This is a genomic window from Dysgonomonas termitidis, from assembly GCF_042654545.1.
GTDB classification, from domain to species: Bacteria; Bacteroidota; Bacteroidia; order Bacteroidales; family Dysgonomonadaceae; genus Dysgonomonas; species Dysgonomonas termitidis.
The window spans coordinates 151822-174313 of record NZ_JBHSGN010000121.1 but is presented as its reverse complement, the minus strand read 5'-3'; the positions used below and the strand labels follow the sequence as shown (position 1 = coordinate 174313).

Annotated in this window: 19 protein-coding genes and 1 pseudogene; 9 read left to right on the top strand and 11 right to left on the bottom strand. The window is 40.5% G+C overall.

Features of this window, described 5'->3' with window-relative positions:
• Positions 1-7: 7 nt before the first annotated feature.
• The 3 genes from recJ to ACFO6W_RS20370 all read right to left on the bottom strand — a co-directional run bounded on the left by recJ (position 8) and on the right by ACFO6W_RS20370 (position 3342).
• Positions 8-1744 carry a single-stranded-DNA-specific exonuclease RecJ gene (gene recJ / locus ACFO6W_RS20380; RefSeq protein ID WP_379999874.1) on the bottom strand — a complete coding sequence of 579 codons (1737 nt, stop codon included), beginning with the start codon at positions 1742-1744 and terminating at the stop codon, positions 8-10.
• Between the two features lie 318 nt (positions 1745-2062).
• Positions 2063-2848, bottom strand: a complete 786-nt coding sequence (proC, locus tag ACFO6W_RS20375) for a pyrroline-5-carboxylate reductase (RefSeq protein ID WP_379999872.1) — start codon at positions 2846-2848, stop codon at positions 2063-2065.
• A 128-nt stretch (positions 2849-2976) separates the two neighbouring features.
• Positions 2977-3342, bottom strand: coding sequence for a DUF488 domain-containing protein (locus ACFO6W_RS20370; RefSeq protein ID WP_379999870.1), 366 nt, complete (start codon positions 3340-3342; stop codon positions 2977-2979).
• 188 nt (positions 3343-3530) lie between these two features.
• Here ACFO6W_RS20370 and ACFO6W_RS20365 point away from each other — a divergent pair.
• Positions 3531-4989: pseudogene (locus ACFO6W_RS20365) on the top strand (amino acid permease).
• Between the two features lie 142 nt (positions 4990-5131).
• On the opposite strand, the gene ACFO6W_RS20360 reads toward ACFO6W_RS20365, so the two are convergent.
• Together ACFO6W_RS20360 and ACFO6W_RS20355 are read right to left on the bottom strand one after the other, a co-directional pair.
• On the bottom strand, positions 5132-6484 hold the full coding sequence (locus ACFO6W_RS20360) for a 3-keto-disaccharide hydrolase (protein ID WP_379999868.1): 1353 nt from the start codon (positions 6482-6484) through the stop codon (positions 5132-5134).
• Between the two features lie 94 nt (positions 6485-6578).
• Positions 6579-7997 (bottom strand): Gfo/Idh/MocA family oxidoreductase, encoded by a 1419-nt coding sequence (locus ACFO6W_RS20355; protein WP_379999866.1) that lies wholly within the window; start codon positions 7995-7997, stop codon positions 6579-6581.
• 493 nt (positions 7998-8490) lie between these two features.
• Between ACFO6W_RS20355 and ACFO6W_RS20350 the strand changes: the two genes are divergently transcribed.
• The 3 genes from ACFO6W_RS20350 to ACFO6W_RS20340 all read left to right on the top strand — a co-directional run bounded on the left by ACFO6W_RS20350 (position 8491) and on the right by ACFO6W_RS20340 (position 11513).
• A complete protein-coding gene (locus tag ACFO6W_RS20350; protein WP_379999864.1) occupies positions 8491-9948 on the top strand; it encodes an amino acid permease in 1458 nt (485 codons plus the stop codon).
• A gap of 82 nt (positions 9949-10030) precedes the next feature.
• Entirely contained in the window at positions 10031-10753 is a 723-nt protein-coding gene (locus ACFO6W_RS20345) for an MBL fold metallo-hydrolase (protein WP_379999862.1), read from the top strand.
• 379 nt (positions 10754-11132) lie between these two features.
• Complete coding sequence (locus tag ACFO6W_RS20340; RefSeq protein ID WP_379999860.1) at positions 11133-11513, top strand: VOC family protein; 381 nt, start codon at positions 11133-11135, stop codon at positions 11511-11513.
• A gap of 3 nt (positions 11514-11516) precedes the next feature.
• Here ACFO6W_RS20340 and aroB read toward each other — a convergent pair whose 3' ends face one another.
• The 3 genes from aroB to fmt all read right to left on the bottom strand — a co-directional run bounded on the left by aroB (position 11517) and on the right by fmt (position 15172).
• Positions 11517-12572: a 3-dehydroquinate synthase gene (gene aroB / locus ACFO6W_RS20335; RefSeq protein WP_379999858.1), complete on the bottom strand. Its 1056-nt coding sequence runs from the start codon at positions 12570-12572 to the stop codon at positions 11517-11519.
• Positions 12573-12638: 66 nt separating this feature from the next.
• Entirely contained in the window at positions 12639-13964 is a 1326-nt protein-coding gene (locus ACFO6W_RS20330) for a Fic family protein (RefSeq protein ID WP_379999856.1), read from the bottom strand.
• A gap of 236 nt (positions 13965-14200) precedes the next feature.
• Entirely contained in the window at positions 14201-15172 is a 972-nt protein-coding gene (gene fmt, locus ACFO6W_RS20325; RefSeq protein WP_379999854.1) for a methionyl-tRNA formyltransferase, read from the bottom strand.
• 764 nt (positions 15173-15936) lie between these two features.
• Between fmt and ACFO6W_RS20320 the strand changes: the two genes are divergently transcribed.
• Genes ACFO6W_RS20320 through ACFO6W_RS20305 form a run of 4 tightly spaced genes read left to right on the top strand, consistent with a single transcriptional unit; the run spans position 15937 to position 19658 of the window.
• Positions 15937-17517 carry a peptide chain release factor 3 gene (locus ACFO6W_RS20320; protein ID WP_379999851.1) on the top strand — a complete coding sequence of 527 codons (1581 nt, stop codon included), beginning with the start codon at positions 15937-15939 and terminating at the stop codon, positions 17515-17517.
• A 43-nt stretch (positions 17518-17560) separates the two neighbouring features.
• Positions 17561-18316, top strand: coding sequence for a lipopolysaccharide kinase InaA family protein (locus ACFO6W_RS20315; protein WP_379999848.1), 756 nt, complete (start codon positions 17561-17563; stop codon positions 18314-18316).
• A gap of 17 nt (positions 18317-18333) precedes the next feature.
• On the top strand, positions 18334-19452 hold the full coding sequence (locus ACFO6W_RS20310) for a glycosyltransferase family 4 protein (RefSeq protein WP_379999846.1): 1119 nt from the start codon (positions 18334-18336) through the stop codon (positions 19450-19452).
• A gap of 14 nt (positions 19453-19466) precedes the next feature.
• Positions 19467-19658, top strand: a complete 192-nt coding sequence (locus tag ACFO6W_RS20305; protein WP_379999844.1) for a hypothetical protein — start codon at positions 19467-19469, stop codon at positions 19656-19658.
• Positions 19659-19865: 207 nt separating this feature from the next.
• Here ACFO6W_RS20305 and ACFO6W_RS20300 read toward each other — a convergent pair whose 3' ends face one another.
• Positions 19866-19994 (bottom strand): hypothetical protein, encoded by a 129-nt coding sequence (locus ACFO6W_RS20300; protein WP_379999841.1) that lies wholly within the window; start codon positions 19992-19994, stop codon positions 19866-19868.
• Positions 19995-20054: 60 nt separating this feature from the next.
• Between ACFO6W_RS20300 and ACFO6W_RS20295 the strand changes: the two genes are divergently transcribed.
• Complete coding sequence (locus tag ACFO6W_RS20295; protein WP_379999839.1) at positions 20055-20720, top strand: glycosyltransferase family 4 protein; 666 nt, start codon at positions 20055-20057, stop codon at positions 20718-20720.
• Positions 20721-20729: 9 nt separating this feature from the next.
• Here ACFO6W_RS20295 and ACFO6W_RS20290 read toward each other — a convergent pair whose 3' ends face one another.
• Both ACFO6W_RS20290 and ACFO6W_RS20285 read right to left on the bottom strand, forming a co-directional pair.
• A complete protein-coding gene (locus ACFO6W_RS20290) occupies positions 20730-21533 on the bottom strand; it encodes a glycosyltransferase family 2 protein (RefSeq protein WP_379999837.1) in 804 nt (267 codons plus the stop codon).
• A complete protein-coding gene (locus ACFO6W_RS20285) occupies positions 21530-22492 on the bottom strand; it encodes a glycosyltransferase family 2 protein (protein WP_379999835.1) in 963 nt (320 codons plus the stop codon). Before ACFO6W_RS20285 ends, ACFO6W_RS20290 begins: the two co-directional genes overlap by 4 nt.

The window sequence follows — 22492 nt, the reverse complement described above, 5'->3', positions numbered from 1 at the left end:
TTGTCATTTAGTGTGAATCTGAAAGCTGCCCTGTATCTATATCCTTGACATAGAGCTGAATATTCGTCTTTCCGTTGTGCGTATTTTCCTCGAGTGTATAGCAGATATCAAACGGCCTGCCGCTTTTTACTATCTCACTATTGGAACTTTGCCGGAAAGCGATACCATTCACCGGAATTGTAGTCGTTTTATCTGTCATTTCCAGTTTCAGGTGTACATTATCTTTTCCCACGGGTTTACTCGTACCATAATCCTGTACATCCCATGTGACAAATATAGGATTCAGGTTCTCCGGCCCAAAAGGCGCGAAACCGGCCAAATCACTTATAAATTTCGGCGTAATCTCTTTGAATGAAAGTTCCGCATCTATACAAATCTGGGGACGCATCATTTCAGGCGCTATCATTTCAAGCGATAAAGCCTCGAAACGGCGCTGGAATTCAGCCAGATTCTCTTCTTTCAATGATAAACCCGCGGCATAAGTATGTCCTCCGAAATTTTCCAGAATATCTTTACAGGCTTCTATGGCCTTGTAAACATCAAAGCCCATTACCGAACGGGCAGACCCGGTGATCAGTCCCTGGGATTTGGTCAGCACCACCGCAGGGCGCAAATACTTCTCGGTAAGGCGCGACGCTACAATACCGATAACGCCTTTATGCCAGGTTTCATCATAGATCACCAGACTTTTCTTTTTCGACATATCTACCGTTCCGTCGATAAACTGTATCGCTTCGTCTGTTATCCGCTTATCCAGCTCGCGACGGTCGTCGTTATAATGGTCTATATTGGCGCTCTTCTCCCGTGCATCTTCTATCGTATTGGCCAGCAGCAGGTCCACGGCCTCTTTACCTTTCATCATCCGCCCCGAAGCATTGATACGGGGACCTATCTTGAAAATAATATCATTCACGGTAATACCCTTGTAGGTAAGCCCGCAAATCTCAATTATCCCTTTCAGACCCAGACTGGGATTGGAATTAATCTGCTTTAAACCGAAATATGTCAATACCCGGTTTTCACCTGTGATGGGAACAATATCCGAAGCTACACTGACAGCCACCAGATCGAGCAAATCTGTCAGTTCCGAAAAATCTATCTTATTATTCTGAGCCAATGCCTGCACCAACTTAAAACCTACCCCGCATCCTGAAAGATGCTCATACGGGTAAGTGGAATCCGTACGTTTGGCATCGATAACAGCAACCGCATCGGGAAGTATCTCATCCGGCATATGGTGGTCACCGATTATGAAGTCAATCCCTTTGCTTTTGGCATAGGCCACTTTTTCAATGGCTTTAATGCCACAATCGAGAGCGATAATGAGTTTTACGCCCGTCTCTTCGGCGTAGTCTATCCCTTGTTCCGATATCCCGTACCCTTCATCGTAACGGTCGGGGATATAATAATCGAGATTAGTTGTGAATTTCCGCAGAAATTTATACACAAGCGCGACGGCAGTCGTTCCGTCCACATCATAGTCACCGTATATCAATATACGCTGCTTTTGTCCCAACGCTTTTTCAATTCTCTTGATAGCTTTGTCCATATCGGGCAAAAGGAAAGGATCGTGTAAATCTTTCAGGTTTGGATGAAAGAATTTATATGCATCTTCGGAAGATGATATTCCTCTCTGGATCAAGAGCTGACAAAGAACAGGGCTAATGCCTAATTTCTTAGCAAGATCATCTCTCTGCTCTTTTTGCTGGGTTGTTAGGGCTTCGTAATTCCATTTGTAAATCATTTTATATCGTTTTTTCTTTCTTCTGTCTCAACGAGGCCAATTAACATATTTCAAACATACACAAATGTTAATATGCACTGAATATCAGCCACGTATAGCATCACCACAAGCAGTAAGGGTAGTTTGCTATCAATTTGTAAAGATAATATATATATGTGAAAACGCTGTTAGTGATTCTTATTTTTATTTTTTATTTTATTATAATAATCTATAAAGAAGATGGGCTTATAGTCCGGTTCTATTACTTTTATAATAGATTTCTGATAAATAAAAAAGTCCCGTTTCCAGGACCTTATATTTAATAACACTAAAATACAACTACTTTATATTACTCGCCTTCAAACCTTTAATGACAGCCGAAGTAAAGCCTGCATGCTCCATCTCATTCAATCCTTTTATAGTGATTCCTCCGGCAGTAGTCACTTTATCTATTTCCGCTTCGGGATGATTGCCATTTGCCTCGAGCAGATCGATTGCACCCCGGAGTGTTTGCAGAACGGCATCTTTAGCCTGATCCGGATATACTCCCATTTCAATACCTCCTTCCATAGCTGCCCTGATATACCTGAATGCAAAGGCTATACCGCACGAGGTAAGCGAGGTAATTGCCGGAATAAGTTTCTCTTCCACAAATTCAACCTTACCAAGTTGGGAAAAGATGCGGAATACTTGCTCGCGTTGTTCCTTATCCGCATTCTGTGAAGCAATGTATGTCATGCTCTGGCGCACGGCTATAGCGGTATTAGGCACAACACGGAATACAGGTTGATGCGGACTAGTCCATTCCTGTAGCTGGGCCAATGTAACAACGGCCGCAACAGATACAATCAACTGCTTAGGATTCTCCAATAAGGCCTTATGCGTCTTCAGCACTTCTTCTACCATCCACGGCTTAACAGCAATAATAAGAATATCTGCGGTAGACAGCGAGGAATAATCGGCCACTACTACATTAATGTCTTCACTTACTTCCCTCAACCGGGGAACATTCTTTCCTTTGTGGTCGATAACAGTTATATCCTGAGGTTGTGCACTTCCGTTTACAGCCAAACCGCAAGCGATGGCCCCACCCATATTTCCTGCTCCTAGAATAGTTATTTTCATATGATGATTCTGTTTTTAAAAGATGTATGGAAACCCGCATGGCAAAACTATCCTGTATTTTGGTGAATTACAATTCATGCTCGTTTTCATATTAATTACTGTTTTGATAAAAACAAAGGTAGCAATTTTTACATTTTTCCGAGTACTTTCTCCAAATACGCTTTCAATATACTTGCATGATTATATAGCGGTTCCCGGGAAGCATATAACAGCGTAACAATATTATGCGATTCTATTATTTTTATAAAATCCTTTACTTCATCCGACCCATCCAATTCTTTTTGATACATAGTCACAAAATCATTCCACCGGTTTTTTATGTCCTCATGAAACCATTTGCGTAAATTAGGAGACGGAGTGACTTCTTTTGCCCATAAGTCATATTTCAGATGGTCTTTCCTCATCCCTCTGGGCCACAGGCGATCAACCAATACACGAAAACCATCATCACCTTCAGGATCTTCATAAACCCTTTTCAATTTTATCTCTGTCATATGCTGTGAAGTTCTAATATTATAATTCATTAATTTTAGAACAACAGAATATCTTTTTTGTTTGGTCATGGCTATCCAGATGTAATTCCCGCGCTCAATTCATCTTATAATGTTTCTTTTTTTTCTAATAAATAAACGAATAGCAGATAATTATTACATTTTCCTTATTTTTGTGCAAACTTTAGTTTATGATAGAAAGACTTTTGAAGAAAAAAGATATATCGGCAATACTCAATGAGCCCACAGAAACAAAAGGTGGGCTTAAAAGAAGCCTTTCGGCAACAAACCTCGTTACTCTGGGGATTGGAGCAATCGTGGGAACCGGAATTTTCGTTATCACCGGACAAGCTGCCGCCATGTATGCCGGACCTGCACTGACGATCTCTTTCGTCATTTCGGCTCTCGGCTGCATTATGGCAGGACTGTGTTATGCCGAATTTGCTGCTATGATACCGGTATCGGGCGGTGTATATTCATACAGCTATACCACAATGGGTGAGATTCTGGCCTGGTGTAGGCTGGATATTGATTCTTGAATATCTTTTCGCCTGCTCGAGTGTCGCAGTCGGATGGTCGGGCTACATGCTGAGTTTACTCGACGGATGGGGTATAAATTTCCCTGATCGGATAGCCGGTGCCACATTCGACCATCTGAAAGACGGAAGCTGGGTATGGACTGGGCGCATCATCAATTTTCCCGCCGTCTTTATCGTATCCATAGTATCTGCGTTTCTGATCGGAGGCATCAAACAGTCGGCATTCGTTAACAATATCATCGTTGTCATCAAAGTTAGCGTAATCCTCTTATTCATCGGATTCGGCCTCTCATATATAGACACTGGCAACTGGACTCCATATATACCCGAAAATACCGGAGGTTATGGAAATTTCGGATGGACGGGTATTCTCAGAGGTGCAGCAGTGGTATTCTATGCTTATCTGGGATTCGACGCGCTCTCTACCGCAGCAGGAGAGGCTAAAAATCCACAGAAGGATATGCCAAAGGGTATTTTGTTCTCACTGCTTATATGCGCGCTGCTGTATATAGCTGTAACCACAGTATTGACAGGAATAGTCAATTATAAAGACTTGAATGTAGACGCACCGATAGCGCTTGCTATAGACCGTACCGGCGAAAGTTTAGCATGGTTAAGCCCCCTCATTAAACTGGGAGCGATTGCAGGGCTTAGTTCGGTAATTTTGGTAATGATGTTAGGACAATCACGTATATACTATTCTATTTCTAAAGACGGGTTATTGCCGAAGGTGTTTTCGAAAGTAAACGATAAACATGGAGTTCCCCACAACGCGACTATTTTTGCCAGCATTGTTACAGCGTTGATAGCCGGACTCTTTCCTCTCCATGTTCTCAGTGAACTTGTATCGATAGGTACCCTGATGGCCTTTACCATTGTCTGTATTTCCATTGTCATACTGCGCAAAACACAGCCCGACCTCAAGCGTCCGTTCAAAACACCTCTTGTACCATTTATTCCCTTGACCGGAGCTGCGATCTGTATCGTACAAATGCTATCTCTGCCATGGAGCACATGGGAACGGCTTATCGGCTGGACCTTGATAGGCTTCCTTATCTATTTTACATATGGGATAAAACATAGTAAACTGAATAGTATTAATAAGAAGTAGTAGATTTATTCTTTCATTCTTATACAACAATAAGAAATTAAATTACTGATTTACATAAAAATAAGTAAAAAGCCCAATTACATATAAATGAGAAAGCCCGGACATGTAATCTGTCCGGGCTTTTCTATTATTCAAAATGAAATCACTTTAATTCTTTGATCTTTACATTCTTAAACCATACTTCATCACCATGATCCTGCAAGAGGATATTACCTTCGGCAGCATTTCCAAAGTTAGGCCAATCACGGTATTTACTGTAATTAACCAAAGCCTTCCACATGTCATTATTACGTTCATACTCCAGAATTTTCACACCATTCAGCCAGTGCTCCACCTTATTATCCTTTACCACAACCACGGCTGTATTAAAGTCCTTCTTATTGAAAGGCTTATTCTCCGGAGCCGGAATTAGGTCGTAAAGAGAGCCCAGTTTGCGGTTTCCTCTTACACCCAGTTTAGCATCAGGATGCTTATCATCATCAAGAATCTGGAATTCGCAGCCGATGGCAGATCCTTCTCCTTTGTTCAGATCCGGATTCACAAAATATTTGACCCCGCTATTGGCACCTTCGGTAATTTTAAAATCAACGCTTAGTATGAAGTTTTTATATTTACGTGTAGTAACGATATCTCCACCGTTAGTGGATTCTCCACCTCCACTTTTCAATACTTTCAATATACCATTGTCTATTACCCAACCTTTTTGCGGGAAGTTACTGATCTTAGCTCCTCGCCAGCCGTTTGTGGTTTTTCCGTCCCACAAAAGTGCCCAGCCTTCTTTCGCTTCTTTAGGCGAAATTGTATTTACGATACAATTGACCTGAGGTGCGTCATTAGCATCCGAAGTCTTGTATTTTTCTACATCCGTAGTACAAATGCGGATGTCTTTCCAACTCACGGTTTTTCCTTCCTGAGCTTTATCTCCTATGGCATGAACCTGCAATGCAATGAATCCCTCGAGCGTCATATCATCCCAGATATTAGCGCAAGCTATACCGTTTACCCATGTACGGATAGAACTACCGATGGCCTCTATTCTCGCTTTATTCCATTGACCGTTCTTAAACGCTGTACGTGCCGACGGATTTACAGTCATCGGGTATAGCCAGTTGCGGCGCGCTTCATCATAAATACCTCCTGTCCACGCACGCGCGGCAGGATCTATTTCGAACTGGTAGCCGTGTACCCGTCCATTCTGATAATCTTTAAGGCTCAAACTACGAAATTGCACACCGGAATTCAACCCGTCATCCACTTTAAAATCGAATTCGAGGATAAAATCACCATAATTCTTTTCTGTAGCTAAAAAAGTATTGGGAGTATTCATCTTCGAGATACCGACAATAGTACCATCCACAACTTTATATTCGGCTTTCCCGTTGAGCTTTTTCCAACCTTTCAGATTTTTGCCGTTAAATAACGGTTCCCATTTTTCCTGTGCGGATATTGCTGCTGTAAACAAAAGAAGGATGGCTAATAATATATTCTTATTCATCTTGATTTAATATAGTTGACAAGTTACGAGTTACAAGTTGCTGACGTACAAACGGTGTGAAGCGACTCATAACCCATAACTTATAATTCATAATTTACAATTTATAAAAATCTTCCCAGCCTTTACGTGGAGGGATGCCGGTAAGCATCGCGTTGGCAAAGGCATTGTTTGTTATCTGCTTGGTACGGCTGTCGAAATGGAACTTCGTATTCAAACGCTGTGCCATCACCCCGAGAGAGAATACCTGACTCAGCGGACCATGTATTTCGAAAGGAGAACGGGTCTTCTCAACTCCAGTACAAGCCAGCAAGAAGTTAGCAAAATGGTTTGAAGGGCTTTTTGGAACTTCCGGAAGTTTCGACGCCATATCTTTAGCTTTCGATTCAGGGATAATAGAAAGCGTACTACCGTGAGATGCGCCTTTAAAGGTCAATTCTTTACTGTAAATAATCTTACCGGGATTAATCGTCGTTTTCTTTATTTCGCCCGCTCCGGAAGCCGGAATATTAGGGTCCAAAGCCGATTCCCCGTATCCCTCCGGTATTGGAGGAAGGTTATTCACCCCATCATACCACATAATGTCGCAAGGCGGCATTTCTCCTCTCGGACCAAATTTAAACTGAATCGTAGAGTCCGTAGGGAAGAAATAATCGTTATGTCCGGTCAGTTTTATAGGATTGATCTCGTAAGGTAATCCTAAATCGAGGAACTCATGTACCGTATCAAGAATATGTGCGCCCCAGTCTCCCAGTGCTCCCATACCGAAATCGTACCAGGAACGCCACTCTCCGTTATGATATTTATCACTGTATTCATGATATGGTACAGCACAGTGCCATGTCATCCAGTCCAATGTACTTGGAATAGGTTGCGCTTCGGGATATTTATATATATTCACGTCCCACCCATGCCATCTGCGCGGATTATTCATATGGGCAACTACGGAGGTTACATCTTTGATAATCCCTGCATCCTGCCAGGCTTTGAATTGGAAATAATTAGCCTCGGAGTGCCCCTGATTACCTACTTGTGTTACGACATTCGGGTATTTACGGGCTGCCTGCATCATTAATTCGGCCTCAAGGAATGTGCGTGCCATAGGTTTTTCGACATATACGTGCTTTCCATGCGCCATAGCCATCATCGTAACCGGAAAATGCGCGAAATCAGGTATAGCTATAGCAACAGCTTCAAACTCATTGCCTATTTTATCAAACATTACCCTGAAATCCTTAAACTGTTTGGCCTTCGGATATTTAGCTATTACTTTCTGGGTCTGTTTTGCTCCCATATCCACATCACAGAGAGCTACGACATTGACAAGTCCCGTTTTTTCGAAATCCCCAATAATCTGTTCGCCCCTGTTACCAATACCTATATAGGCAATATTAACCTTTCTGTTCGCCCCTACAACCCGGTTGTAGCTCTCGGCATTCATTGTACCAATGCCACCAACAGCCAGCCCGGCTGAGGCTACTGCGGCTCTTTTCAAAAAATTTCTGCGTGTTACCATGATTTAGTATTTTGAGTTTAAATTAGAGTTAAAATCGCATTATAATCTGAGTATATACACCTGTTATCCTGAGATATAGCAAAAAGCACCATATCCCTTATGTTTATTTCAGCTTGCACAGAATAAGCGTCATCCGGATGAATGGTATATACGAATTACTTAAATTAATAGGTTCTGTTGAAAAAACTTCAACAAAATAACTAATATATAACTTAATTTCAAAATATGTGTGCGAACACACACCGTCGTAAATAACATATAAAAAACTGAATAAAAGCGCATTAAATATAAAAGTTAATATCCCTGAATCAAAACATGTTTTAAAACATGTTTTATATTATTCAAAACGATTGTTTTACAAAAACAATGCATCTTTATAAAATAAAAAAATGGTTTTATTGATAACATGAAATAAATATAATCATTTTGATACGATATAGATAATTTATATTTCAAAAAGTATTATTTTTGGAAACAATATATACAATAAAATATGAAACATCAGTTATTCCGAAAAAAAGATATAACGTCCTTATTACAGGATTCTCTTCAGGAGAAAGGCGGATTGAAAAGAACCCTGACTACCGGACACCTTGTAGCTCTGGGCATAGGAGCAATTATCGGGACAGGTATTTTTGTCCTCACGGGAACAGCTGCCGCTAATTATGCAGGGCCAGCCCTTACCATATCTTTTATTATTTCTGCTTTGGGTTGCGCTATGGCCGGACTGTGCTACGCTGAATTTGCCTCAATGATTCCTGTTGCCGGCAGCGCATATTCGTACAGTTATTCTACATTGGGCGAATTCTTCGCGTGGTTTATAGGCTGGGATCTGATTTTGGAATATCTGTTCACAGCAGGAACTGTAGCTGTGGGCTGGTCAGGATATTTCGTCAGCTTCCTCGATGATTTCGGGGTACACATACCCCGGAATCTGCGAATGGCACCCTTCGATCACACGAGTACCGATGGATGGTTTGCGACGGGTAGCATAATTAACTTCCCTGCGATGTTCATTGTTGCCGTCATGTCGGTATTGCTCATAAGAGGCATAAGTCAGTCCGCTACATTAAACAATATCATAGTTGTGGTAAAGGTAGTAGTGATCCTGCTTTTCATTGGTTTCGGATTATCATATATAGATACCGGCAACTGGTCACCGTACATTCCTCAAAACACAGGCGAATTCGGACATTTCGGCTGGAGTGGTATTTTCCGCGGGGCGGCCGTCATATTTTTCGCATATATCGGATTCGATGCCGTATCTACGACTGCACAGGAAGCAAAGAATCCACAGAAGGATATGCCGAAGGGTATATTGATTTCCCTGCTCGTCTGTACAATCCTGTATATCACTGTAACTGCCGTTTTAACAGGAATAGCACATTACTCCGAACTAAGTGTCCCTGCTCCTATTGCATTGGCAATAGATAAGGCAGGCAATGACCTGCATTGGTTGCGGTTACCTGTAAAGATAGGCGCAATAGCCGGCTTAAGTTCCGTAATCCTGGTAATGATGCTTGCCCAGTCACGCATCTTCTATACAATATCCAGAGACGGGCTGTTGCCGAAATTCTTCTCTAAAGTACACACAAGATTCAATACACCTCATAATTCCACCATTGTAACAAGTGTAGCTGTAGGCCTTATTGCAGGTTTACTGCCAATCAATATACTGGGAGAATTAGTCTCTATCGGAACATTGATGGCGTTTACGCTTGTATGTATTTCCATTGTGATACTGCGCAAAACCCGTCCGGATGTTAACCGGCCTTTTAAAACGCCGTGGGTACCCTTAGTTCCGGTACTGGGAGCCTTGATCTGCCTGTCTCAAATGGTAGCATTGCCTTTGGATACATGGCTGAGGCTAATCGTATGGATGCTTCTAGGCTTTGTTATCTACTTTGCTTATGGAATAAAGCACAGTAAGCTGAATAAACCCAAAACTTAATCAAAACTTCAAATTGGCTGCCAGAACTAAATGACGAGTATATTGTTAAAAAAGGAGGCACCAATTATTTACCAGAAAGAAAATGAAGCTTACATACATCTACCATAGCGGATATGCTATTGAAGCAAAAGACTTTACAGTTATTATAGACTATTATAAAGACTCTGATGACAATCTCCGCGAAGGCATCGTACATAAGAAGCTCCTTAAAAATAAAGGCAGGCTTTATGTACTATCCACCCATTCACATGCCGACCATTTCAATTCCGATATACTGAAATGGAAAGCCCTGAAGAAAGACATCACGTACATCTTCTCGAAAGACATCCTGGACAGCCGGATGGCTGGCGAAGAAGACGCCATATACCTCGACAAATTGGACGTATATAAAGACCATAACATCATTATCCGCGCATTCGGCTCCACCGACTTAGGAGTGTCGTATCTCATTCATATTAAAGATAAGACCATATTCCATGCCGGAGACCTTAACAACTGGCACTGGAATGAAGAGTCTACCGAAGAAGAGATACGGGAAGCCGAAACCTTCTATCGGAATGAACTGGACCTGCTTGCCGCCAATGTAAAGCATATCGATATGGCGATGTTCCCTGTCGACCCACGCCTGGGTAAAGACTATATGAAAGGGGCGGAACAATTTATAGATGCAATACAAACAACCAGTATCGCCCCCATGCATTTTGGCGAAGCGTACGATAAGGCCTCAGCTTTTGCCCCTTATGCGGCAGCAAAGGGAAGTAAGGCCATCCGGTGGCAACAACGGGGCGAGAATATCGAATTCTGAACGAATAAAGCTAAGTATTCAGTTAGCAGTAAACAGTAAACAGTCAGCAGTTAACAACTCGTATCTCGTATCTTGTCTACTCGTAACTATATCAAAAAAGTTACAAAAGTTACACTTTTCCCACTATTTTTTATCTGTTCCTTTTTTCCCTCTCTGTAAGTTCCCCGAGGGGAAACAACGTTCGGCGGAGCCAATTTAGGGGGCTTCTTCAATACTTCAAAGAACTATCAGCTAACAGCTAAAGGCTATCGGCTTAATATATAGATAAACTTTTTCATAAAGATTTAATTTCGGGTTTGTCCTGTTTATAATCCGATAATATGTCATTAAATTCCATCTATTGCTTATTTTTGTAGCTCACCATCAAAACAAGACCATTATGGAAATGAAAGGAAGATTCGACCATTTCAACATCAATGTGACCGACCTCGACAAGAGCATAGCTTTCTACCATAAAGCGCTCGGGCTAAAAGAAATAAAGCGCAAGGAAGCCGGAGACGGTTCATTCATACTTGTATATCTGGGAGACGGCTTCAGCCCGTTCTCGCTCGAACTGACATGGCTTAGAGACCATCCTCAACCATACGAACTGGGAGACAACGAAAGCCACCTGTGCATCCGCGTAGAAGGGGATTACGACCAGGTGCGGGAATTCCACCGCGAAATGGGATGCGTCTGCTACGAAAATCATAATATGGGGCTGTACTTCATCAATGACCCTGATGATTACTGGATCGAAATATTGCCTGTTATCATCTGATGATCAGAGTCCCACGCTTTCCCTTAAGAAATCGATCGAATCGAATATATCCTCTTTAGTTGCGGTTCGGTTGATTTCTATTTTACCCACATCCGACAGGAAAGTGAAATTCACCGTGTCCGACTCGTTCTTCTTGTCGTGCTTCATATATTCGTATAGCTGCTCATAATGATCGCAGTCGAAAAAGAATCCCTCATAGTTATCCTTTATAAAGTAAACGGTCTTGTATAGCTTATCCTTAGGAAAACCGCAATATTTCTGCGATAAGTATAGTTCGCAAACAACCCCCCACGCTACGGCATAACCGTGCTGCGCAGGCCTGCCAACTTCATATGAAAGGCTTTCGAATGCATGGCCGATGGTATGTCCCAGATTCAGCGCCTTACGGATGCCTTTTTCGAAAGGATCTGCTTCAACAATACGCTCCTTTACGGCAACCGAATCGACAACTAATTGTTTCAGTTTATCATAATCTATTTCTTCGGTATCGAAAGACAAAGTTGCCTTCCACTCTTTATCACTGTCTATAAGCCCGTGCTTAACCATTTCGGCGTAACCAGACAGGAAATTCTGATGGTCGAGGCTACGGAAAAACACGGAGTCGATTAAAACCGTCTCGGCCGGGGCAAAAGCTCCTATTTCATTTTTCAATCCGTTGAAGTTGATTCCGGTCTTTCCTCCTACTGCCGCATCCACAGCTCCCAGCAGGGTGGTAGGTATATTAATGCACTTTATCCCGCGTTTGAAACTTGCCGCTGCGAATCCGCCTATATCGGTGAGCATACCTCCTCCCAGATTGATAAGCAGGGAGTGGCGTGTTGCTCCGTTCTCCGAAAGATACTTCCATATCGACGACAAGGACTCGATATTCTTATTATTGTCTCCTGCCTTTATTATTATCTTGCCTGCCCGCGTTACCTGCTCATTATCCTTCACCAGCGGATAGCATAATTTTTCCGTGTTTTCGTCTGTCAGGATAAACAGCTTATCAAAAGCCAGCTGGCTAAGGATATGTGATAAATCTTTATTGAGGTTGTTTGATTTTATAACTTTCTGCATTGTTTTTATATTGTTAAAAGGTAACAAAGGTTACACATTTTTCTGCTTTATTCTAATATTTCAATTTTAGGAATTGACTATATTTTCTATTTTTTGAAGCAACTCTTTACCTATATTTGAAATAATGAAATTCATTTCCTCTTCTGTGAGTAATTCATCATAAGAATACACTCGTCTATATTTCATATAATCAACCATATATGTATTCTCTAAAAAAGAAAAAATCACTTGTCCTGACTTAAATGATGTAGTCATATATGGTTTTATTAAATCTCTAAAGGCTGATTCAATAATAATAACATCACCAATCGCTATATATTTACCCTCTCCTTTTTTCTTATAAATATTATCTAAACATTTCAAAATATTATTACCACTGTATGTCCCATTGCTTATAGATATTGTATACGAAAAGGACATAAATAGATTATTATATTTCGATATTTTCTTATCGTAATTATTACAAAATATTTCGATGACATTTTTATAAATATATTCTAAAGATTCTTCTGACTTATTTAAAACCTTATCATCTTTTTTACCCAATCCCTTCTTCAACAGACTCAATTGCTTTTCCCAATCATCTTGATCCTCTATCTCTTCTCCCTTTGCAGCCTTTACTGATAAGTCCAAACTCCAGGCCGACTGCTGCATGATATAATTGACAAAAGCCCGCAAATCACCTGCATCCGCCTGTTGCAACGCACGCAAATATTCCTTTTTCTCAGCCGTTTTTATAATTATAGGAGGTAAATCATTCTTGTACAATACATAATTAACCAGTAGGCGGGCAACACGGCCATTACCATCATCGAAAGGATGAATACGGATATAACGGTAATGTAGTATAGCAGCCAACTCCACGGTGCTGAACTCTTTTTTATCCGCTTCTTCATTATACCATTTTACCAAATCGCCAATCAGCATTGGTGTTTCCTGTGGTGAAGCATATTCAAATATTTCGCCGTTCGACTGAATAACGCTATTCGGATATTTTTTATATTCGCCTACCTGTATTTCCCTCCGTGTAGACTGTCCGTCCTGTGTTACGGCATCTTTCCAGAAGTCGCGCACGAGGATGGTTTGGTTCAGATCTTTTATAAACTTCTCTGTTAGCGGCTTATCTTTCTCCGCAGCTTCCGATTTTATCATCATCAGGGCAACATCATGCGCTTTCATTTCTTCCAACTCACGTAATTCATGATTGCCTTTGGTCTGGTCGAATAGTAACAACAACTCAGTTTCCCCATAGGTAAGAGTATTGCCTTCAAGGTGGTTGGAATTGTAATTAAACTCCAATCGAAACTTTTTTTCAAGTTTTTTCTTACAATCTTCATTGAAAGGTTGTAAACTCCTGTATTCCGAAATAAGTCTCTCTAACTGGTTATTCATAATCTGACCTTATTTTGTGTCTTTTATATTTTTCTGAAAAAGGTAACAAATGTTACACATTTATATTCTTTCTCCCTATGTATTTAACAGTAGACTCTCTAAATCCCGTATTAAATTAATCTTCATTCACGATATACTGTTAAAAAGTAACAGATGTAACACATTTTCGATACTTTATCATCCTGTTACCTTTCTTATCCGGAAGTATTCTTCCATCCTGATATATAGATAAAATATCATATAAAATATGCATTCTCACCAAACTTATATCCCCTAAGTAATTCATCTGTTTTCATAGCCCTCTTACCTGGGAATTGTATTTCTGTAATACTGATGTATCCGTCGGGACAAGCAACATGAAGATATGACTTATTATCGGTCCGAACATTGCCTGCCGGAGATTGCCCCTCGCTTTTTACCTTTTCAGATACAAATATTTTTACCGTCTGCACTTCTTTTCCTTCCTCGTGCAGCTCCGTCCATGCGGCAGGATAAGGTGATAATCCCCGTATAAGGTTATATATTTCATCCACAGGCTTATTCCAATCTATCCGGCAAGTCTCTTTGAATATCTTCGGGGCTGCTTTCAGTTCCTTTCCGTCTACAAATAACTGCTCCTGTGCCACTGCATCCGCTTTATCTTCGAGTATCAGGTCTACGGTACGGCGAACAAGTTCCGCGCCAATATGCATCAATTCGTCATGAATCTTTCCGACATTGTCTTTTTCGCCTATTTCCAGTTTTTCGCTAAGGATTATTTTACCTGTATCTATTTCATGGGTGAGGAAGAAGGTAGTAACACCGGTTTCCTCTTCCCCGTTGATAATCGCCCAGTTGATAGGCGCGGCACCCCGGTATTGCGGAAGTAGCGAGCCATGCAGGTTGAAAGTGCCCAGACGCGGCATATCCCAGACTACTTCGGGTAGCATGCGGAAAGCAACCACAATTTGCAGATCGGCGTTCCATGCTTTCAGATCGTTCAGAAAAACTTCATCTTTCAGTTTTTCAGGCTGAAGCAAAGGTAAATTATGCTCAAGGGCATATTTCTTTACCGCCGAATATTGTATCTTGTGTCCCCTTCCTCCCGGCTTATCGGGCATAGTGATTACACCCACTACATTATATCCGTTTTCCACAAGCGCCCGCAGGCTCTCCACTGCAAAATCGGGAGTACCCATGAAAACGATTCGTAAGTCTTTCTTATTCATCTGTGATTTTGATTTCTTCACAACAAAAGTAGCTAAAAAACAAATCTCCCCCAAAGGTGCGAGAACACAAAGTTATCCTTTGCGCTTAGTATCTTAGCGGTAGTGATTTATATTTTTCTTTTGTCCTTGAGTCGCCGGATAGGATTAAATGTGAATTAATAGTTGAATCAATTAGTTCGATTCTTATCTACTACGCGTAATCAGAGATTGCTTGTGTTCCTTTTTTCCTAAGCAAAAAAAGGAACCAAAAATGCTTTGACGCCCGTTTTAAAGGCTGGCGCATATTTGAATTAAGGGCTTTGCCCTACTATCGCGTCAGCCCTTGCGCATTAGTTCCGCAGGCGGGGTACCCAATCCGTTGCAGACGGCGTAGAATCAAACGGGGCGGTAGCCCGTTTGTTCGATTCAGCCGGCAAACAGGTTTTGGCTCCCTCTCCCTTTGGAGAGGGCGGGGGGTGAGGTCGAATGGAGCGCTAGCTTTTTGGTTCGTTTTGGGCAATGCCAAAATGAACATTCAGACGGAACGAAGTGTAGTCAATAAAAAATTGAACGTTAAAACCCAACGACTGATTCGCATTACTAAATAAATAACTCCAATGCAAAGGGAATAGATTATTGTCTTCGCTTTTTTTATTACTTTTGCACCGTACAAGTCAAAAGAAAATATTTAATGTTGCATTTAAAATGATAACCAACATTCGTGATTATGCTTTGACTGGCAACAAACAGGTCCGAGACCTTGATATTATTAAGTAAAGTAATCGATGAGCGAACTGGAAAAAGAAATTCATAAAAGACGTACATTTGCCATTATCAGTCACCCTGATGCAGGAAAGACAACCCTTACCGAAAAATTATTATTATTCGGGGGTGCTATCCATGTAGCGGGTGCCGTAAAATCAAACAAAATAAAGAAAACCGCCACTTCGGACTGGATGGAGATAGAGAAACAACGTGGTATCTCCGTTGCTACCTCAGTTATGGGATTTGAATACGACGGTTATAAAATAAATATCCTGGATACCCCTGGCCACCAGGATTTTGCAGAAGACACTTATCGCACCCTTACTGCGGTTGACAGTGTTATTATTGTGGTAGACTCGGCTAAAGGAGTGGAAGCGCAGACCCGTAAACTTATGGAGGTCTGCCGTATGCGCCATACTCCCGTAATGATATTTGTCAACAAGATGGACAGGGAGGGACGAGACCCTTTCGAACTGCTAGATGAACTGGAGGAAGAACTGAAAATTGGCGTACGCCCCCTAAGCTGGCCAATAGATAGCGGACAACGATTCAAAGGTGTTTATAATATCTATCAGGAAAAATTAGACCTGTATACTCCCAGCAAGCAGACTGTAACCGAATCGATCGGATTCAAAGATATAAACAGTCCAGACCTGGAAAAGCATATCGGAGACCCCTTAGCTGCCAAACTAAGGGAAGACATAGAATTAATAGACGGTGTATATCCCGAACTGGATATAAATACATATCTGAAAGGTCAGATAGCCCCTGTGTTTTTCGGTTCGGCTTTAAATAATTTCGGGGTAAAAGAATTACTGGATTGCTTTGTAAAAATAGCACCGTCTCCCCGTCCTGTAGAAGCTATTGAGCGCGAGGTAAATCCGGAAGAAAATACTTTCACCGGATTCATATTCAAGATACATGCAAACATGGACCCAAATCACCGATCGTGTATTGCATTCGTCAAAATCTGCTCAGGTAAGTTTGAAAGAAATGTAAACTATAAGCATGTCCGGCTGAACAGGCAGCTGAAATTCTCCTCTCCCACGGCTTTTATGGCTCAGAAAAAAGAAACCGTGGATGAGGCATATGCAGGAGATATAATAGGGCTCCCCGATACAGGTAACTTCAAAATCGGCGACACACTCACTTCGGGTGAAGACCTTCATTTCAAAGGCTTGCCAAGTTTCTCTCCTGAAATGTTCAAATACATTGAGAATGCCGACCCGATGAAAGCAAAACAATTGCAGAAAGGCATCGATCAGCTGATGGACGAAGGGGTTGCACAACTATTTACCAATCAATTTAACGGAAGAAAGATCATAGGTACGGTCGGACAACTTCAATTCGAAGTAATTCAATACCGCCTGTTGCACGAATATGGAGCTCAATGTCGTTGGGATTCGATCAACTTATATAAAGCATGTTGGATAGAAAGTGAAAACAAACCGCAATTAGATGACTTTAAAAAACGCAAAGCGCAATTCATGGCTGTAGACAAAGAAGGACGGGATGTATTCCTGGCCGACTCTAACTATGTGCTGATGATGGCCCAGCAGGATTTTAAAGACATAAAGTTCCATTTCACGTCGGAATTTTAAGAATAAACAGGTCTGCAACCTCACTTTCTTTTATTTAAAAGATATGACAAAAATAAAAATGGTTATAAATGCAGAGTACAGACAATTAGAAGATTTTATAGAAGGTCTTCCTCTTGCGTTCCTGCAATCCGGGGAAGTTATTTATTCGGGTCGTAATATAATCAAGACTTTTGATGTAGAAGGGGTGAAACTGAACGTAAAGTCTTTCAAGAAGCCACTTTTTATAAATCAGATAGCATATTCGACTATCAGGCAATCAAAGGCAAAGCGCTCCTATTTGTATGCATTCATGTTAAAAAAGCGAGGATTCCACACACCAGACCCGGTATCTTATATGGAACTTAAACAATATAATTTGCTAAAATACAGTTTATATATATCAGTACATGAAGAGTTCGATGGTATGATGCGTGAATTGCAACACGGAGATATAAAAGGACGGGAAGAGTTATTAAGACAATTTGCTTTATATACAGCCCAATTACACGAAAAGCAGGTATTACATTTAGACTATTCTTCCGGAAATATCCTCTATAAGAAGAATGGAAATACTTATACATTCTATTTGGTGGACCTGAACAGGATGAAATTTGATAAACCAATAAATCTTGATGCCGCATGCTTCAATTTCAGACGCCTATGGGGAAGTGATGAAATGATAAGCTTCATTGTAAAAGAATACGCCAAAGCCCGAAACTTTAATGAAGCAACCTGCTTAAGGAAAACATTTGAATATCGTAAAAAATTTTGGGATACCTATACTAGGCAACACCCCGGAACAATACCATACCTTGGTTAAAAAAAATGCCTGATATTATGAGAATTGGATTCGACGCCAAGCGAGCGGTTTCTAACTTTACCGGATTAGGAAATTACAGTAGATTCGTAATTTCTAATCTGATGGAATATTACCCTGACAATATTTACAAGCTGTTCATACCTAAACTACATGATGAGAGTAAAATTAACGATACGCACCAAGATGAAACTGTTTATTCATTAAAGCATACTCATAAACCATTCTGGCGTACGATGGGCATTGTCAAAGATATTGAGAGAGAACATATAGATATATATCACGGGCTAAGCAATGAACTGCCATTCCGGATAAACAGAACCGGAGTTAAAAGTATTGTCACCATACACGATCTCATATTTCTGAGATACCCAGAGTTCTATTCGCTAGTCGACAGAACAATTTACAACGTAAAGGCCAAATACGCATGTAAAGTGGCTGAAAAGGTTGTCGCTGTCAGCGAATGCACGAAAAGAGATATTATTAAATTCTATGATATAGACCCTTCCAAAATAGAAGTTGTATATCAAGGCTGCTTTCCTGTCTTTAAAGAGCATGCCGACGATATGAAAAAGGAAGAAGTGAAAGTCAGATACAATCTTCCTTCCAACTTCATACTTTCTATTGGCAGCATAGAGGAACGTAAAAATATTTTATTGATTGTAAAAGCGCTAGAAGATGTGCCTGATATTCATTTTGTTGCTATAGGCAAACAGAAAGAGTACGCTCAAACGGTTCTGAATTATGCGGCGGAGCATGGACTATCAGACCGTGTGCATCTTATAAGCAACGTGCCTTTAACAGACCTTCCGGCGATATTGCAATCGGCCCGGATATTCATATATCCATCTCTATACGAAGGCTTTGGAATACCAATAATAGAAGCTCAAAGTTCGGGGGTACCTGTAATCGGTGCCATAGGATCGTGTCTGGAAGAGGCGGGCGGACCACATTCGGTATATATAGATCCCTGTAATAAAGACGAGTTGGCATATCAAATCAACAGGTTACTGAATGATGAGCCGGCTTGTAAAAAAATGATAGCGGACGGTCTGGAATATGTAAAAAGATTCTCGGATAAGAATTGTACAGCCTCATTGATGGAAGTTTACAAAAAGCTATATACCCAACCACAATAGAGCTGATAACCGGAATGAAAACACGAAAATCAAAAGTCGCCGTTGTAATTTCCCGAGATGGTAAAGAAATAAATAGCGGTGCGGAATTACATGCCCGTTATCTGGCTGAACACCTGAATGAAATATTTGATATAACTGTACTCACTCCCTGCGAGAACGATGACAACCACATAAATAGCTCCTATTACCTAAAGGAGAGGATTTAATTAACGATGTAAATATCTTCAGATTTGAATCTGAACCAAAAGACAGGACAAACGAGAATAAATGGTTTTATTATCTGAATAGGAATAGTTATTATAAAAAGGCCGGACTTACATTATCCAATTTCCTCACACTTACTGTAGTACAATAAGAATATTAAGCAGACGTTCAATAATTGGATTGAATTACAAGGCACTTACAGCCCTGCCTTAGTAAAGTATATAGAGGAGAATAAAGATCGATACGACGCCTTCATCTTTTTTCTGTATTACCAGTATACTACCTATTCCGGCATCGGAAGCGTCGCTGAAAAAAGTATTCTTATTCCGATTGCTCATGATGATGCAGCTCTTCACCTGAACAGTTTCAGCAAGACATTCTCGTCCCCGGCGTTCATTATGTACAACTCAGTATCAGAAAAAGACTGGGTGGAAGCGGCGCACCCTGTTTCCCAAAATGTAAGATCAGACATTGCCGGTGCCGGGTGTGACAAGCCTTATTTCGAGCCTTTAATTCCCGAAGAACGTCCTGATATCGATTCTCCTTATTTTGTTTACTTCGGACGGATACATGAAGATAAGGGATGTAAGACATTGATCGAATATTTCAAGCATTTCAAGCAGAAGTCAAGCAATAAAGTCAAGCTTGTTCTTATCGGAAAGAATTTCATGAATGAAGTCGACACATCAGATGATATTATATATACAGGCTTCATCAGCGATCAGAAAAAATCATTCTATCTTCAAAACAGCATAGGACTCATTATCCCATCTCCTTACGAGAGCCTTTCGATGGTCACTTTGGAAGCGATGATTGAAGGTAAACCCGTATTAGTTAATGGCTATTGTGATATGCTGAAAAAACACATTGAACTCAGCCATGCCGGCTATGCCTATTTCAATAAAGAAGAATTCTGTGATTCTTTGAACAAGCTATTTACCATGACCGAAAAAGAAAAGGCAATAATGTCTAAAAATGGTATTGCCTATATCGAAGCTAATTATAACTGGAAAGTGATAATAGACAAATATAAGTATGTAATTGAAAATATCACCAAGCCTTAAGCACTAGTCCTATAAATATTTGCTCAGTCCGTTTTTACAATAGATGATTTTTTGGGCTATCGCCTCCTCCAAAATTGCAATATTTACAGGTTCTTTGTCCCTGCTGCTGAACGAATGCTCAATATGGTATTCAACACCTCCGAATTTAATAAACTGGCGTTTTTTTCCCAGATTTATTAACCGGACAGCCACTTCGCTATCTTCGCGTCCCCACCCTGTCATATCTTCGTTATAACCGTTAACAGCATAGAGATCCTCACGCCAAAAGGCCATGTTACAACCTTTTACATAATAAGGATCATCCATCCTGTAACGAAACCGGTAATGATTTCTTAAAAATTTTATTCTCAACCCATTGAAATGATTACTTATACCACCGGAAAAGAGTGAAACATCTATTTTCTTTTCTGTCAGCATCTTGGCGCCCAACTCTTTTTCCACTCTCACCCGGCTCCCCGACACAAAACAATCTTTACGGCAAAAGCTAAGGTGATCTTTTACAAAATGTCTTTCCAATACTATATCCCCGTCAATCTGAATAATATAATCTCCCGAAGCCTTCGCTATCGCTTTATTCCTTATTGCAGCAAGCCGGAAACCGGTGTCCTCGTGCCAAACATGTATAAGCGGGCATGGAAATGTTCTGCGTACGCGGTTTATTAAATCAGTGGTATCCTGCTTCGACCCATCATCCGCGACAATAACTTCGTTGGGCAACACTACCTGATTGGCTATGCTCTTTAAACAGATAGCCAAAGCCTCCGGCCAATTATAAGTAGAGACTATTATCGTTGAAGTTGGATAATTTTTCATAGTTTCTTATTTTTTGCGATATCTAATCCCGAGAAATTAAATATCCGGTCCAATCTAAATATATAGATATAAAATCTCCTGGATTTAAGGAATTTATTCACATCTTTTATTGTAACCCTCTTTACTCCTTTATTTTTAAAATTAGGGAAACGATACATCTCTTTTAAGAAACAGCCTTTAACTATAATTTGCTGAACCCAATTCAGATCTAGCATTTCAATAACATCTGCAACAACATATTTCCCCTCTGTATACTTTAAACCCATAGAATCGGCCTTAGGCGTAACTTTGTTAAGATGCTGCCTGAAATTATTAAGAAATTCTTCATATCGCACAACATTCCCTTGTATACAAATCTTGTTCCAAAAAAACCAGTCACCACAATATCTAAAATCCATGAAATGCTTATCCACACAGCATAAAGCAGACTTTCTGAACAAAGCCATACTTGCATTATATATACTGTTTTTCACAGACATATAATTTTGTATAAAAAATTGTCCTTCAAACTTATGGACAATATTGCCATTCATCTTCCGCGACCATTGTATCGGCAAAACAACACCTTTTTCATCAACCAGCCGTGACAAACAAAAAGCAATTGTGCAACGTTCATCTTTATCTAAAAACAGCGTCATCTTCTCCAAGAAAGTCAAATCGGCATAGTCGTCACTCTCTGCAATCCATATATATTTTCCTCGAGCCAATTCAAAGCCTTTTTTCCATTGTTTAAAAGTTGAACCTGAATTTTTTTCATTTATTACAACATGGCTTACTTGGGGCAATGTTTCGTAAGCCCTGATTATCTCTAAACTATTATCTGTCGAACAATCGTCAAGAATAATTAATTCAAAATCCTGAAATGTCTGATTAACTATACTATCTATGCGTACCTTAAGATAAGATTCATGATTATAGTTTGGAAGGATTACGCTTACTTTCGGAATTTTATGTTCCAT